The sequence below is a fragment of the Laedolimicola ammoniilytica genome, assembly GCF_025567165.1.
GTDB lineage: Bacteria > Bacillota > Clostridia > Lachnospirales > Lachnospiraceae > Laedolimicola > Laedolimicola ammoniilytica.
In genome coordinates, this window is the sequence record NZ_JAOQKC010000010.1 from 106375 (window position 1) to 121544 (window position 15170).

17 protein-coding genes are annotated in these 15170 nt (G+C 42.1%); 12 read left to right on the plus strand and 5 right to left on the minus strand.

The window, feature by feature from the left end:
- The first annotated feature begins 24 nt into the window (after nucleotides 1-24).
- The 3 genes from OCV63_RS09130 to OCV63_RS09140 all read left to right on the plus strand — a co-directional run bounded on the left by OCV63_RS09130 (nucleotide 25) and on the right by OCV63_RS09140 (nucleotide 3032).
- Entirely contained in the window at nucleotides 25-1008 is a 984-nt protein-coding gene (locus tag OCV63_RS09130) for an AAA family ATPase (RefSeq protein ID WP_158363532.1), read from the plus strand.
- Nucleotides 1009-1112: 104 nt separating this feature from the next.
- Nucleotides 1113-1346, plus strand: coding sequence for a complexin-2 (locus OCV63_RS09135; protein ID WP_158363533.1), 234 nt, complete (start codon nucleotides 1113-1115; stop codon nucleotides 1344-1346).
- A gap of 267 nt (nucleotides 1347-1613) precedes the next feature.
- Nucleotides 1614-3032 (plus strand): MobA/MobL family protein, encoded by a 1419-nt coding sequence (locus tag OCV63_RS09140; protein ID WP_158363545.1) that lies wholly within the window; start codon nucleotides 1614-1616, stop codon nucleotides 3030-3032.
- Between the two features lie 366 nt (nucleotides 3033-3398).
- Here the strand turns inward: OCV63_RS09140 and OCV63_RS09145 are convergent, their stop codons facing one another.
- The 3 genes from OCV63_RS09145 to OCV63_RS09155 form a co-directional block, all read right to left on the minus strand.
- A complete protein-coding gene (locus OCV63_RS09145) occupies nucleotides 3399-4592 on the minus strand; it encodes a tyrosine-type recombinase/integrase (RefSeq protein WP_055274453.1) in 1194 nt (397 codons plus the stop codon).
- Between the two features lie 78 nt (nucleotides 4593-4670).
- Nucleotides 4671-4874: an excisionase gene (locus tag OCV63_RS09150; protein ID WP_015527885.1), complete on the minus strand. Its 204-nt coding sequence runs from the start codon at nucleotides 4872-4874 to the stop codon at nucleotides 4671-4673.
- On the minus strand, nucleotides 4874-5935 hold the full coding sequence (locus OCV63_RS09155) for a replication initiation factor domain-containing protein (protein ID WP_268698017.1): 1062 nt from the start codon (nucleotides 5933-5935) through the stop codon (nucleotides 4874-4876). The genes OCV63_RS09150 and OCV63_RS09155 overlap by 1 nt, the downstream gene beginning before the upstream one ends.
- A gap of 487 nt (nucleotides 5936-6422) precedes the next feature.
- Here OCV63_RS09155 and OCV63_RS09160 point away from each other — a divergent pair, with 487 nt between their 5' ends.
- The 4 genes from OCV63_RS09160 (at nucleotide 6423) to OCV63_RS09175 (ending at nucleotide 8533) form a co-directional block, all read left to right on the plus strand.
- Entirely contained in the window at nucleotides 6423-7058 is a 636-nt protein-coding gene (locus OCV63_RS09160) for a helix-turn-helix domain-containing protein (protein ID WP_015527883.1), read from the plus strand.
- A gap of 269 nt (nucleotides 7059-7327) precedes the next feature.
- The gene (locus tag OCV63_RS09165; RefSeq protein ID WP_015527882.1) at nucleotides 7328-7969 is read left to right on the plus strand and encodes a DUF2178 domain-containing protein; all 642 of its coding nucleotides are present in this window, start codon (nucleotides 7328-7330) and stop codon (nucleotides 7967-7969) included.
- Between the two features lie 3 nt (nucleotides 7970-7972).
- Nucleotides 7973-8176 carry a helix-turn-helix transcriptional regulator gene (locus OCV63_RS09170; protein WP_015527881.1) on the plus strand — a complete coding sequence of 68 codons (204 nt, stop codon included), beginning with the start codon at nucleotides 7973-7975 and terminating at the stop codon, nucleotides 8174-8176.
- A gap of 99 nt (nucleotides 8177-8275) precedes the next feature.
- Complete coding sequence (locus OCV63_RS09175; protein WP_055157184.1) at nucleotides 8276-8533, plus strand: hypothetical protein; 258 nt, start codon at nucleotides 8276-8278, stop codon at nucleotides 8531-8533.
- 177 nt (nucleotides 8534-8710) lie between these two features.
- Here the strand turns inward: OCV63_RS09175 and OCV63_RS09180 are convergent, their stop codons facing one another.
- Together OCV63_RS09180 and OCV63_RS09185 are read right to left on the minus strand one after the other, a co-directional pair.
- Nucleotides 8711-9604 (minus strand): IS3 family transposase, encoded by an 894-nt coding sequence (locus OCV63_RS09180; protein WP_262670762.1) that lies wholly within the window; start codon nucleotides 9602-9604, stop codon nucleotides 8711-8713.
- Entirely contained in the window at nucleotides 9604-10290 is a 687-nt protein-coding gene (locus OCV63_RS09185) for a helix-turn-helix domain-containing protein (RefSeq protein ID WP_006426148.1), read from the minus strand. The genes OCV63_RS09180 and OCV63_RS09185 overlap by 1 nt, the downstream gene beginning before the upstream one ends.
- Nucleotides 10291-10539: 249 nt before the next feature.
- Here OCV63_RS09185 and cyaB point away from each other — a divergent pair, with 249 nt between their 5' ends.
- From cyaB to OCV63_RS09210, 5 genes are all read left to right on the plus strand, one after another.
- Nucleotides 10540-11103 (plus strand): class IV adenylate cyclase, encoded by a 564-nt coding sequence (cyaB, locus tag OCV63_RS09190; RefSeq protein WP_158363534.1) that lies wholly within the window; start codon nucleotides 10540-10542, stop codon nucleotides 11101-11103.
- A gap of 58 nt (nucleotides 11104-11161) precedes the next feature.
- A complete protein-coding gene (locus OCV63_RS09195; protein ID WP_158363535.1) occupies nucleotides 11162-11485 on the plus strand; it encodes a helix-turn-helix domain-containing protein in 324 nt (107 codons plus the stop codon).
- Nucleotides 11482-12780, plus strand: a complete 1299-nt coding sequence (locus OCV63_RS09200; RefSeq protein WP_158363536.1) for a type II toxin-antitoxin system HipA family toxin — start codon at nucleotides 11482-11484, stop codon at nucleotides 12778-12780. Before OCV63_RS09195 ends, OCV63_RS09200 begins: the two co-directional genes overlap by 4 nt.
- Before the next feature lie 34 nt (nucleotides 12781-12814).
- Complete coding sequence (rsmH, locus tag OCV63_RS09205) at nucleotides 12815-13870, plus strand: 16S rRNA (cytosine(1402)-N(4))-methyltransferase RsmH (protein WP_158363537.1); 1056 nt, start codon at nucleotides 12815-12817, stop codon at nucleotides 13868-13870.
- 174 nt (nucleotides 13871-14044) lie between these two features.
- On the plus strand, nucleotides 14045-14902 hold the full coding sequence (locus OCV63_RS09210) for an FKBP-type peptidyl-prolyl cis-trans isomerase (protein ID WP_158363538.1): 858 nt from the start codon (nucleotides 14045-14047) through the stop codon (nucleotides 14900-14902).
- Nucleotides 14903-15170: the final 268 nt, after the last annotated feature.

Below are 15170 nucleotides of genomic sequence, written 5' to 3' on the forward strand. Positions count from 1 at the left end.
GACAAATAGAAAATGGAGGACTTTATGGAAGATATAAGAACAGAATTGAAAATGATTAAAATGTCGGATATCGAAGCTCAGGAGATAGAATGGCTCTGGTATCCGTATATCGCTTATGGCAAGCTGGCAATCGTCCAGGGCGACCCGGGAGACGGCAAGACCACGTTAATACTGAATCTGGCAGCGAAACTGACCAAAGGCGAAGGCCTGGATGAAAATATGAAGGTGACGGAGCCTATGAACGTCATTTATCAGACTGCGGAGGACGGGCTGGCCGATACCGTGAAACCGAGGCTGTTGCAGGCCGGAGCTGACTGCGAAAAGGTACTGGTGATTGATGAAAGCGAGAAATCCTTGTCCATGCTGGACGAACGAATCGAGGAAGCACTGATAAAGACAGGAGCTAGAGTTCTGATTCTGGACCCGATACAGGCTTATCTGGGTTCCGGCACAGATATGAACCGGGCCAATGAGGTGCGGAACATGACCAAGCGGCTAGCAGCTCTGGCAGAAAAATATAAATGTGCAATTATCTTGATTGGACACATGAATAAAGCCGCCGGGAACAAGGCTGCATACCGGGGTATGGGTTCAATAGACTTCTATGCGGTGGCCAGGAGCGTGCTTCTGGTCGGCAGAGTAGAGGGAGAACCGAATATCCGGGCAATGGTGCAGATTAAGAATAACCTGGCAGAATTTGGTCATGCAAAGGCCTTCAGACTGTCGGAGGAGGGCTTCCGCTGGTTGGGAGATTATGAGATTACTGCCGACGAGGTACTGGGAGGCTATGCGCCGAAGATAAATAAGTTGGAACAGGCGAAGGATTTGCTGCGGGAATTATCGAAAGAACTGGAAAAAGTAGAGAGTAATAGTATCTACGATATGGCCAAAGAGCAGAACATTTCCAAAAGGACATTGGAAAACGCCAAGAGGGAAATGGGGATCCGGGCGAAAAGAGAGAATGGTAGCTGGTACTGGCCTCTGGACAGGGAAAAGTTATTAAAGTAAGAACGCAACAACGCAGAGTATCTATATTTTGCGGAGAAGGACATTGCAAGGTCGCAATAAACGATAGACCTTGCAGTGTTGCGGCCTTAGAGAAAGGAGCGAAAATGAAGCAGGTACAGATTTCAGAAGAATTGTTTCAGGCATTGGTGAAATATCATCTTGTAGGAATGGAAGACTACCGGGAGGAGATAGAAAAGGGACTGGAAAGCAAACTGGAGAGTATGACCAGACGGCAATTCTATTCGACTTACAAGACAGCAGCGACCGAAGGAGAGCGGGAAGAGGCAAGACAGAAATATCTGGACAAGGTGGGAATGCACCGGGATTTTCAGAGATAGGATTCCTCTGTAGATAGGAAAACGAGAGCGTGACACGCTCCCGTAAAAGACAACCAGGACGGAAGTCACAGGGCGAAGACGGGAGTTTGAAGCTGCTCCGGGAAAGGATTTAGAAGCCCTCGGCGTTTGAGAGCGAAATACACCCATCGCACAAACTTCGTTTATGCTCTGTGTATTTCGCCCTTGCAGGGGGCTTGGCTGCCGAAAGGCAGAGAGTTCGTAAACAGGCGCCGGAGCGCCTACTCACAAAGAAAGATGGTGTTGCTTATAGCGAGAAATTCATTTATTCAGTTATCGAAGCTGCCAAACGTAAAGGGCAGAATTAACTATATCGCCAGTCCTGTCAGGCAGGAAAATCTCTATGCCGTGTATGAGACTACGGAGCGGAAATTCTGGTCTGAACTGGCAAAATGTAATCAGGAAGAGTTCCGGAAGAGCGGGGCAGAGGGCCAGTGCATTGAGGCCAGGGAGTTGATTATCGCCTTGCCAGAGAGCTTTACGGAGTATTATCCCCGCCGCTATGTATTAGCGTTATTTACAGACCATTTTAAAGAACAGTACGGAGTGGAGTGTATTGCGGCGCTGCACCACAATAAGCGAAAGACCAACTACCACATCCACCTGATTTTCTCGGAGCGGAAGAAGCTGGAGAAGCCTATTATAAAGGTGGCTTCCAGAAACATGTTCTATGATGAACGAGGCGTCCATGTCAGGACGAAGAAAGAGATACTAGACGAGTATGGGGAGATACGGCCGGGCTGCAGCGTCATAAAGAAGGGAGAGGTTTACGAAAAAAAGTTATTTGAAGCTAAGAACAGCTGGTTTAAAACGGCGGCTTTCCTGGATGAAGTAAAGCATTCTTACACAGAACTGATCAATCAGGAAGTGCCGGACGAGAAGCAGAAGCTGCAGGTATTCGAGCATGGCAGCCTGTATCTGCCTACTAAGAAAATCGGAAAGAACAATCCCAAGGCCGAGGAGATAGCAAAGGACAATGAAATGCGACAGGTGTGGAACGCTACGGTGGATCAGGCGCTGGTCAGCGGAGCGGCAGAGGAGGAGATCCGGGAGATAAAGCGGGTGTGTATTTCGGAAGAGATAAAGGCGAGTATTGATAAGAGAGGAAGAAGGCCAGAACTGTTTTTTCTTTATCTGTTCGAGGCAGTTTCCAAGCTGAAAGAGCTGATTGAGAAGGTAAGGGAAAGAGTAGCGGAGGCGAAAGAAGAAAGACTGGAGTTCCCGGTAAGAAGCCCGCTTGCAGCCAAATATCAACAGCTTGAATCAATCCAACGGAAGCTGGATGATCAGAACGAAGCCATTTTCAACAGGGAGCTTGAACTGGGACGGGTAAGGAATGAACTAGCCTGTGCGACAGGGATATTTAAGGGGAAAGAGCGGAAAGGTCTGCAGGAGCAAGTGGATTCATTGGAACATCAGGTAGCAAGCATGAAACGCTGGCTATCCGGGATTGTACGGGAGCATGGATATGAAACAGTCCAGGAGTTTATGCAGGAATATCAGGCGGCCAGAAAAGAGTATAAAGCATATAGGGCTGCAGTAGAGGAATGGAAGAGACGGACAGAAGCGAAAGGGTTTGTGGATATGCAGATCCGGGAAGCAAAGAAGAGAACGGAGGAGAGAGAAGAATACAGAGATTATCGTAGTAGTGGCAGAGGAGCCAGATAGTGAAGAATCCTTCAGGAGAGTGTCCTGGGGGATTTCATTCTGCCTGGGAATTAACAATAACAATATATGAATATAGATATTTTATGAATGAAAATTTTGTAGTAAAATATTGTATGAAGTTTTAAATAGTAACTGAAGTAAATGAGAAAAAATTGGGTGAAATAATGGCTGAAATAAAAATGAGTTATATAATTATTCTAAATTATATATGTCTTTTTGACTATCTTTTTATATCTTCCTAAATGTCCGCAAAGCCTTATTTTATCGGCTCTACGGGCATTTTGCTTTTGTGGTAAACCTCGCATATCTAGGTCTATCTTCTTATATTTTCCCTGTCAATCGTGGTTAAAATCATGGTAAATACTTCTATGCGATTAGACGCTGAACCTCTGATTTTGCGGTATCTATGGACGCATGAGCGTACCAGTTCATTGTGATACTGATGTTTGAATGTCCCATGATATACTGTAAATCTTTTGGGTTCATGTTCTTGTTTGCCAATCTTGTGCAGAATGTATGGCGTAGCGTATGCGGTGTGATATGTGGCAAGGGATTGTCCTTGTGGTGCTTGTTGTATTTCTTTACCATACGGATAAATAAGGCGTTGTAGTCAATCGCAACTTTGGGCTTGCCTTTATGATTGACAAACAGAAAATTGCTCCGTCCGTCTATCACAAATGGTTCTGCCTTTGGGCGTTTCTTCATAACCCGTTGAAATGCCTGTATCGTTTCTCTGCTTAATGGCACTTGCCTTATTCCGCTTTTTGTTTTAGGCGTTTCAATATAATAGCCCTGTTCCTTGCTCTTTAGTAACTGGTGGTCGATAATCACAACTTCATTCTTAAAATCAATATCGGCTACTGTCAGTCCGCACAGTTCCGAGATACGAAGTCCTGTCTTTAACAGTATCAGCACATCATCATAATGCTTGTGATACACATTGTCCGTCTTAATAAATGACAATAATGCTTGTTCCTGTTCCTCTGTCAATGCGACTTTCTCTTTGGTATCATTTTCTAGGACTTCATTTAACTTGAAATCAAAAGGGTTCTTCCTTACGCAATCGTCTTGTATAGCGATATAGAATGACGCTTTTAACGAGCGTTTATGGTTGTTAATGGTGTTATAGGAAAAGCCTTTTTCTTTCATGCGTAACGCCCATTCCTTAGCGTCAGAGGGTTTTATCGTATCAATGCTCCTAGCACCTAACTTATCCTCTTTTAATAACCGCATGAGTTGTTCCCGTTGTTTCTGTGTGCTTTTCTTCACATTTGCCCTCTGTGCGTTCTGTTTGGCGTAAAGTTGGCAAAGCGTCATTTTCTTGCCTGTGCTGTCGATACCGTCCTCAATATCCCGTCTTATCTGCTGTTCCAGTTCTCGAAGTGAGGGTTTTTCCCGTTTTCCCTTTGGTGTCGGGTCTGTGGGTGTCAATCTCCAAGCATACACATATTTTGTGTTTCCAAATGCGTCTACATATTTATATAAGTATTTCCCGTCTGTTCGTTGGCTCTCTCCAGTATGCAGGATACGACCTTTGTTATCCCGTCTTTTTTCTTTCATGGTGTCTGCTCCTTTCCTTGTTGGAAAGAGCCTTGATATGACTTGTGTTCATCATAACACATACAAGGCTCATTTGCATTAGATTGCGTTCAATTTGTCAATGACCTGTTCAAATTGTCGGCGTTTAATCTGTATGCGGTTGCCATTCATAATGAACCAGCCAGCGTCCTTGTTTTCCTCTGCCAATCGTCTTAACTTGTTTTCTCCGATACGGAAATACCTTGACGCTTCTTCAATGGTAAGGGTGTATTTTTCCCATACAGGAATATCGTTGTTATTCATCAGATACCCCCTTTCCCATGTTTCGTGTCATACTGGATATAGGGAATAAGGTCGGTGCGGTTTATCCTCTGTAAATGAGCGGTTAATTTACTGGAAAGGGAATTGCTGTATCTTGCCTTATCAAGCATAGTTCCCACTTTTTCCAGTCCACCTAATGCGTCATGTTCTTCCAAGAAGTAAAAACTTTTGACAGCGGAAATCACGCCACCCTCTGTGAGCCATTGCTGTGTTTCTTCAAGGGAATTTTGCTGTTTTGGTACTTGCAGTTTTAAGACTTCCACAGCCCCTAAAAAGCGTTCCCAAAACCGACAAGTTTTCCACCTGCTCTTATTACTTTCGTTTCTGTTTGGTACGACAAAGCGTAGGTTGTTTGCCAATAGCCCGAAAGCCAGTTCTCCAAGTTCCAGCGGTCTGTCCTTGAATGTCATGGCAAAAGCATGAGCCTTATCATCACGCAGTTGCATTTCTGTCCGTTTCCAACTGTCGACTTCCTCAAGCGTCTTATTATGTTTTGAACAGACTTCCTTATCCTTATCATAAAAGCGATAGGACAATCCCGATTTTCCAGCACCGATATAAACAGTCTTTGCGGTGTCGAAATCATCAAACTTGCTTTCGTCAAAGTGGTAGCCCTCACTATTAGAAATAAATTCCTCTTTTTCGCATTTCTTCTTTATCTGCTCTATGGTAAAGAATGGCTTTTCGTTCTTATCATCAATGGCAATATCAAGTCTTGTGAAATGGAAATTATCCAGTCCGTATCTTCGCTCACAGCGTCGGAACATATCCCCAAAGGTATAATTCCTACTGTCGAGAATACGGAAAATATCATCACAACCTCTGCCAGTCATAACAAGATAACAGCCTAACCCTTGTGGGTTGTCCTCTGTTTTCCTTGCGTTCCCCGATACATAAATATCTCCAATCTGCCAGCGTGCTTGATAGGTTTTGTATTTAATGCTTGCCGGATAGACATTGAAAATATCAGTCGGTAAACCTAAAATGTGCATGATTACATCTTCAGCGGTTACAGTATCAAATACAATACTGATGTAATCAATCTTAACGGATAAATTTTTGTGTGTAGTTATAGTGCATTTCTCCTTTCGTACTTCCCGTTTTTTTGCGGGGTAAAAATCGTGTTTTTTCCTTTATTTATCACAGTTCCTAGGTACTATGACATGTATGCGCAGGGCGGTGTTACATATACGCCCTTTATGAACGCCTAAAGGCGTTCCCTTTCCAAAAGGAACTGTCTGTCCGAAACACGTCTGGGGGACGTGCCCCGTCCAGCCAGCCCCTTTTGGAAACCACTATTTTCTGTCTGATAGTCCACGTTTATTCATTCTATCAAAATGAAAATACATCTTTTCTATGCTTACTCAAGCGTGTGATTGACCCTAGCGTGCTTAATCACTCTATCTGATACGATAATAACGCTATTAGAATTACTTGTCAAGAAGTTTTTGTTGACTTTTTGATATATATTAAGTATGATATGCTTATAAATACCAATAAAAGCAATGAAAGGAGTGTTTATACTGAGTTATGGAGCATTACGAAAAGAAAATCAGTTTCTTAGGAGAAAATATACAGACCATAAGAAAGCACAGAGGAATGAAACAACAGGAACTTGCGGACAAAATCGGTATCAATATGCAGAGCCTTTCCAAGATTGAACGGGGTGTAAATTATCCTACCTTTGATACATTAGAAAAGATAATGGACGTGCTGGGTGTAACCCCAAATGAATTACTGTCGGGAGAATGGAAGTATGTTAATCAAGCCGAAAAGGAAGTCTGCCAGTTTTTAAGAATTGAAGAACGACTAAATGCAGAATTAAAACATGGGCATTATGACAACTTCTTTGACAGCGAAGAAGAATGGCTGGAATATGAGTTGAAAAAGTTACGGGAATATATTACCGACTACATCAACGGAAAAAGCATTGTAGCGTCCGACCTTTATCCAATCAAAGAATTTATCCAGCATTTGAAGTTTCAAAAACTGTTAGACCACTATGATGATTTATACAGCATGGATATGTTCGGTGAAAGCATAGAGGGACATAAATATAGGACACCTTATCAAGTCGTAAAAATGATAAACCCCAATTCAAAAGAAGATATGGAATTATTACGGGAAGTATTGAAAAATAACGATTTTGATGATGAGGACGAGTAACCCTTTTCCTCTTTGTAGAAGATACAGCAAACAAAAAGCCCAGTAAAGAGTGCAAAGCACCACCAATGGTGGCAAGGCTCTTGACAGGGCTTTTCCTTTACTGTTTGTGGCAGACAAGAGGAAGAAAGGGACAAAATCTGATTTGTAGTAAATTATATAAAAACGATATGAGATGTATTTGTATCATTTTCTTGTTGACACCATTTATATTAAGTGATATATTTGTCTTATAAAGATACAAAAACATCACATTGAAAAGAGGGATGATTATGACAAAAAAACAAATGAAACAAGTTATCTTTATGGGAGTAGGGTGTGTAATATTACTGATTGCAGGGATAATTTACTCTTTATTATTTAACGACGCACGCTGGGTTAAAAACATGGATATGTCTAATTATGTATTTTCCATAAAGGATATACCAATGTTGATAGTCGGTGCTTTGATAGCTATTTATGTCTTATATGTAACAGTTATCTTCTTTAAAAACGCCTTTTCTAAAAATTTTAAAGACAAAAACTATTCAAGAACAGTATCTTCATATTGGGGACTGTGTGGAATATTTGGATTTCTAGGTTTTAGCGGTTTTTGGACTTATTTTGAATATGGGAAAATATATCCTTTTGTATTCTTTATATTTTTTGGCTTTTTCGGCTTTTTCTTTGAAGGAAAACTTTCCCACACTTTAGAAGATGAACTTTTTTTAGAAAATAAAAGAAAAGCAGAAATAAACGCCTATAAAGTAGGATTTAAACTTCTCTTTATAGTCATTTGGCTTATGGCAATAGGAATGTTTTCTCGTAATGTGGAATGGTGTGCAATTTTTATGCTCATTTCTGTTTCACTTATCTATGCTTTAGTCATTTTTCTTAGCAACTATTTATTATACCGCTACGAAAAAGGAGAATAAGTCATGGTAGAAGATTTCATGTGCAACTTAAAGGTATATCGTGTAGCACAAGGTTTAACACAAGAACAACTGGCAGAAAAAGTCGGGGTTCGTAGAGAAACAATTATGAGGTTGGAAAAAGCACAATACAATCCATCTCTAAAACTGGCGATTGATATTTCACGGGTTCTCAATGCACCGATAGAAGATATTTTCATTTTTAAATGAGATAGTGGTAGTAAATTCGGTTCTATGTGATATTGGGAACAATAGAATATTAAGTTTTACATCAATATAAGAGTAATGCAACTATAATGTTAATTTGTATTGCTTGGAGGAACAATACCTGATGAAGATGATAATGATGTCATCGCAGAACAACTTGCAAAAATCAGTGAACAGATGGCAATTAAGAATAGGCGTAGCAAAAAAATTTGGAAAATTGCTGGGGTTATATTCCTAGTAATTGTGCTATTGAATATCCTCTTGATAATATTTAATATGTCAGTATCTAAAAACGTTTCAACAGATAGTAGCACCACTTTCATAGAAATAGGTGAAGATGATGTGATTGATGTAGAATAATTTCCAACATACAATCCCAGTTTGACAACTTTATATCCATACACACAAAGCAGTTAGTCTTAGGATTGACTGCTTTTTAACAAAAGACACCACTCAGGTGTGGTATGCTCCCCGTCAAGAGGACAATAAAAAATAATAAATTTTTGTATCGTCAGCCATGCTATGGCTGGCGATATTTTATGCTGCTTTTGTATATTGCTCATGATATTTCATTGGTGTCATTACATGCAGTTTCCTTTGAAGTCGTTGGTTGTTGTAGTAATCTATGTAATTAGCTATCGCAGTAATCAAAGAGCTTCTGTCATTAAAACGCTGTTTATAATACATTTCTCGTTTTAGAATTCCCCAAAACCCTTCCATTGGTCCATTGTCAATACAGTGGGCAACTCTAGACATACTCTGCTTCATATGATGTTTTTTTAATCTAGTATAAAACTGTGCGCTTGTATATTGAAAGCCTCGATCAGAATGAACTAATGGGTGTGCATCTGGCTCCTGACGAACAGCCCCATCAAATGTGTCCATAACTAATGGATTATCATTATGATCGCTGATTTTAAAGGAAACAATCCTTCTATCATATAAATCTAAAATAGCACTCAGATAAACTTTATGAACTTCTATTCCGTTGTAGTATTTAAATTCAGAAACATCTGTAAGCCACTTTTCATTCGGTTTTTCGGCGTGAAATTCACGGTGTAAATAGTTTTTTGCTATGTGATCAGGATTTCTGTCTCTTCTGGTACAACTCTTAGGTTTCCATTTAATATTTGATTTTATATCGTATTTCCTACAAATACGAAGTACTCGTTTATCATTCACATGAATTCCTTTATGTCCATCTAATTCATCACGAATCCTTCGGTATCCCATATCTGGATGCTGGTTATGAATCCTTTGGATTTCAGTGGATAGTCTTTCGTTTCGAAGTTCATTATTACTTTTCGGATATTTTACCCAGCGGTAATACGCAGAACGTGTAACATTAAGATATTTACAAAGTCTATCTATGGGATAATGCTTAGTAGACGATAGTTTTTGGATGGCTTCATATTCGGCTAACCGATGGATTAAAGATAGCGACCCCTCCTTTCCAGTTCTCTGACTTTTTTTAACAGATCATTCTCCATTTGTAAGTCTAGATTTCTTCTTTCCAGTTCAGCTATCTTGTCACGTAGCTCTTCTTCAGGTGTTCTGCTTGGAAGAGAAGCTATACGACGTCCACGTCTGTCTTCCAGACCCGCTTGACCCATCTTTTCGTATCGTATTACCCAATTGCGTACTTGTTGATAGGAACAATCATATTTGAGTGCCATTGCACCATAATTCTTATCATTTGCAAGACAATCTGTTACTATTTTTAATCTCTCATCAAGTGTAGTGTTCTTTGCTTTTTTCATGTAAGCACCTCCAGTGGATGTTTTTAATATTCCACCAGAATTATACACCTTAATCCAATCGGAAAGCTGTCTGTGTGAACGAATTCCGTATTTTGTGCAAATATCCTGAAGAGATCCTTCTCCGTTAAGATAATCATTTATAGCAGATATTTTTAAATCTTTTGAATAAGATTTGTTTTTCGGTTGATTGAGTAATCCAGTTGGTCCATCATACTGATAAATAGAAATCCAATTTCGAATACTATGATGATCAACTCCCAATTCTTTTCCTGCTTGCTGTATGCCAATTTCTCCTGCAAGGTAGCGTTCGACTATTTTTACTTTTTCTACTGGTTCTATCTTACTCTTTCTGAACATGAAAATACCCCCCATATAGGACTTTTATATTTCATTGTCCTATATGAGGGTAGCATATCAGTGTAAAGGGTGTCTTTTTAGTGCTATTTTATTGTCATATCAAGGCTCATTCAATTGTGGTAAATTCGTGGTAAATTAAATAATTTTCTATACTTCAAAGTGCTTGAAAGTATAGTGTTTATGCGGATAATCGCAAATTAGATATAAAATTTATAATAAAAGATATATATTAGAAAAAGGAAATAAAAAATGGCAATTGAAGTAGAAATCAAACTGAAAATCCGGGACAGGCAGGCTCTGGCAGCGAAGCTGACCGAGCTGGGCTTCCGCCCCGGCAGGCTTCTGCGGGAGACGGATGTGTATTTCCGGGCGGCGCATCATGATTTTGTAAAGCGGGACGAAGCTCTGCGGGTGAGAGAGACGGAAGACCTGGAGACCGGGGAGAAGACGGCGCAGTTGAATTTCAAGGGGCCGAAGCTGGATGATGCTTCCATGACCAGGAGGGAAATGGAGACAACTGTTGGCGATGGCGGGACCGTCCGGGCGATTCTGGAGCAGATTGGTTTTACGCCGGTGATTCCGGTGGAAAAGGTACGGAACTATTTTCACCGGGGACGGCTGACGGCCTGTGTGGATCAAGTGACCGGGCTCGGGGACTTTCTGGAGCTGGAGATTCTGACGGAATCCGAAGAAGGATGGAGCGCGGCACTCACCGAGATAGAAAAAGTATTGCGGCATGCCGGGTATTCCATGGAGGATACCACGCAGGCCTCGTATTTGTCACAATTATATTTTAAATTAAAAAATAATTAGACAAAATTGTCGTTTTATTATATTATAATTATATAAAAAGACAAAGGTGGCTTGTAAAATGAATGGCTTAGAATACCAGAAACTTATTGGTGATAGAATAAAGCAATATCGTGTCAATGCGGGAATTTCACAGAAAGACCTGGAAGAGATGTCAGGAGTGTCAGTTCGCAGTATATCCAGGCTGGAGCAGGGAGCATCCATTCAGCTTGAGAGTTTTATTAAAATTTTGTATGCACTTAATCTGGAGAATAATATAGATTTACTAATTCCGGATCAAACGAAGCGCCCGTCTTTTTACTTAAAAAAGAGTGAAAAACCAAGGCAGCGGGTACGAAAAAAAGAGAATACGAATAGCAGCTTTAAATGGGGTGATGAAGAATGAATACAACTGCGGAAGTATATTTGTGGGGAACCAGGGTAGGAATTATACACCAGGATTTAAACAAACCATATGCTTCGTTTGAATATGATGCTGATTTTTTAAAGAGTGGAATAGAAATATCACCGGTTATGATGCCGCTTAGTAATATTGTTTATGAGTTTCCGCTTCTTTCGGGTGAACCATTTTGGGGAATGCCGGGGTTGGTCGTAGATTCTCTGCCAGATAGTTTTGGCAATAAAGTTATTGAACAATGGCTTGCATCACAGGGAAAATCAATAAAAGATTTTACTGCAATTGACAGACTGTGTTATACCGGAAAAAGAGGAATGGGAGCGTTGGAATATGTACCAGCCAGCTCGGGAATAACAGATATCAATGAAAATATCAATGTGACTGAAATGGTCAAGTTTGCTTCAGATGTGTTAAATCAAAGAGAGTCAATTACATTAAATGCACAGGAAGCATTGACCTATTCGCAATTGGTTCAGGTTGGGAGCTCTGCTGGTGGCGCACGGGCAAAAGCATTAATTGCCTGGAATAAAAAAACAAATGAGATTCGGTCAGGACAGCTTAACCTGGATAAGGATTATGATTATTGGCTGATGAAATTCGATAATGTATCAAAAAATGGGGATCATGGATTGGAAGATGAGCCTGAATATACTTTAATTGAGTATGCGTATTGTAAAATGGCTCTGGATGCAGGAATTCAGATGAATGAATGCAGAATATATTCAAAAGCAGGGGAAAACCACTTTATGACAAAACGCTTTGACCGTATAGATGGAAAAAAGGTACACATGCAATCATTGGGGGCAATAGCACATATCAGTTATAAAGAGCCAAGGCTGTGCAGTTATGAAATGGCAGCACAATACATGCAGGAAATGAATCTGCCAATGAAAGATATTGAACAATTCTACAGAAGAATGGTTTTTAACTGTATAGCTGTAAATCAGGATGATCATGTAAAAAATATATCTTTCTTAATGGATAGAAGCGGAAAATGGAGACTGTCGCCAGCATATGATATGACTTTTTCGTATAATGTTATGAACAAGTGGCTAAGCGCCCATCAGATGACCGTAAATGGGAAAAAAAGTGGTATAGATCTTGACGATTTATTAATGACTGGGACGAAAATGGGACTTAGAAAGAAAAAGTGTGTAGATATAATTTCCCAAGTAAGTATAGTGGTATCTAAATTTGCAAGATATGCGGAAGAACTAAAGATTAAGGAAAAGACCATTCTGGATATAGAGAAAATTCTTGCTCAGAATAAGGTGGAAATATAACTAGTTTCAATACAGAAATCAGGAGAACAAAACCATGGAAGAACAACAGACCCTCCACAAGCGCCGCGTGCGCTACAAGGGCAAATATCCGAAAAAATTTGAAGAAAAATACAAGGAGCATCAGCCTGAAAAATACCAGGACATGGTGGAGCACGTGATCCGGAAGGGCAACACGCCTGCCGGCATGCACATTTCCATTATGGTAGAGGAAATCCTGGATTTCCTGAAAATCCAGCCGGGTGAGACTGGCTTTGACGCTACTCTGGGTTATGGCGGCCATACCAGGGCTATGATGCAGTGCCTGAAGGGACAGGGTCACATGTACGCCACAGACGTGGATCCGGAGGAGTCGGCCAAGACGAAGAAGCGGCTGGCGGATCAGGGCTTCGGCGAGGATATTCTGACCATTAAGCTGCAGAATTTCTGCACCATTGATGAGATTGCGAAAGAAGTGGGCGGTTTCGATTTTGTATTGGCAGATCTGGGAGTTTCTTCCATGCAGATCGACAATCCGAAGCGCGGCTTCTCCTTCAAGGTGGACGGCCCGCTGGATCTGCGCCTGAATCAGCAGAAGGGTATCAGCGCGGCGGAGCGCCTGGACACCATCGGCAGGGACGAGCTGGCAGGAATGCTCTATGAAAATTCCGACGAGCCCTACTGCGAGGAGCTGGCGAAGGCCATTACTGATGAGATCCGCCGGGGAAATCGGGTGGATACCACCACAAAGCTGAGGGAGATTATCGAGAAAACGTTGGATTTCCTGCCGGAAAAGGAGAAAAAAGAGACGGTCAAAAAGACTTGCCAGCGGGTATTCCAGGCCCTTCGTATCGACGTAAATCAGGAATTCGAGGTGCTTTATGAGTTCATGGAGAAGCTGCCGGGCGCTCTGAAGCCGGGCGGACGCGCGGCCATTCTGACCTTCCATTCCGGGGAGGACAAGCTGGTGAAGGCAGCCATGAAAGAGGGTTATCGCTCCGGCATTTACAGCAGCTATTCCAAAGACGTAGTGCGTCCATCAGCCGAAGAATGTGTGCGGAATCCCCGGGCCCGCTCCACAAAAATGCGCTGGGCCGTCCGGGCAGAGGAATAAGCAGAAAACAGTCCATTTGTGAGAAAACATATCTGTTATGTCAGGTATGAGTCTTGAAGGAAAGACAAAAGGGCGCTATACTATATAGAAACGCAGCGTGTGAAAAGCCGATAAACGGGAGCGGCAGAGAAGGAACACAGCTTGCGTATATAATAAAAACGGGAGGATTTTATCATGAAAATCGCAGTAACTTATGACAATGGCAATGTATTTCAGCATTTCGGTAAGACCGAGTCTTTCAAGGTATATGAAGTAGAGAATAATCAGGTCGTAAAAAGTGAAGTGATTGGCTCCAACGGAACCGGACACGGCGCTCTGGCAGGACTTCTGGCAGCTCAGGGCATCGACGTACTGATTTGCGGCGGCATCGGCGGAGGAGCCCAGGCAGCTCTTGCAGAAGCGGGTGTGGAGCTTTGTTCCGGAGCGGAAGGTGACACGGACGCAGCTGTAGAGGCTTATCTGAAGGGAGAACTGACAAGCGCAGGCGCAACCTGTGACCATCATGATCACGAAGAGGGGCATTCCTGCGGCAATCATGAGGAAGGCGGCTGCGGCGGAGATTGCGGCAGCTCCTGCGGAGGCGGCTGTGGCCAGCCGAAGCTTACCGGACGCAATGTGGGCAAGACCTGCAGAACCCATTACAAGGGAACCTTCAACGATGGCACTCAGTTTGATTCTTCCTACGACCGGGGCGAGCCCCTGGAGTTCGTCTGTGGCGCAGGCCAGATGATCCGCGGCTTCGACGCGGCGGTGGCAGACATGGAGGTAGGCCAGGTGGTGGATATTCACCTGATGCCCGAGGAAGCCTACGGCATGCCGAATCCGGACGCCATTTTCACGCTGGAAATCGCTCAGCTTCCGGGCTCTGAGGAGCTGGAGGTGGGGCAGGGCGTATACCTGACCAACCAGTTTGGCCAGCCGTTCCCGGTGAAGGTAACCGCCAAAGACGAGAAGAGCATCACCTTCGACGCCAACCATGAGATGGCGGGTAAGGAGCTGAATTTCAAGATTGAGCTGGTAGAGGTAAAATAAGACAGAAGAAAGATACAGGACATTTTTCGGAAAAACCGGAGATGTCCTGTATTTTTTGTTATGGAATAGGAAATTCCGATAGAATTCCCTATTCCACAAAAGCAAGCAGAGCTTGCAAAGATGCGCACTCGGCGCAGTGGTAGATGGTTGCTGAAGCAACCGCGCCTCGGCGCGAGGGCGTGTGAAAAAATGAGAAATCATTTTTTACACGCTCTTTTAGACTAAAAAATTATAAACGAAGTAGTCTCTAAAAGCGCATTTCCCCCTT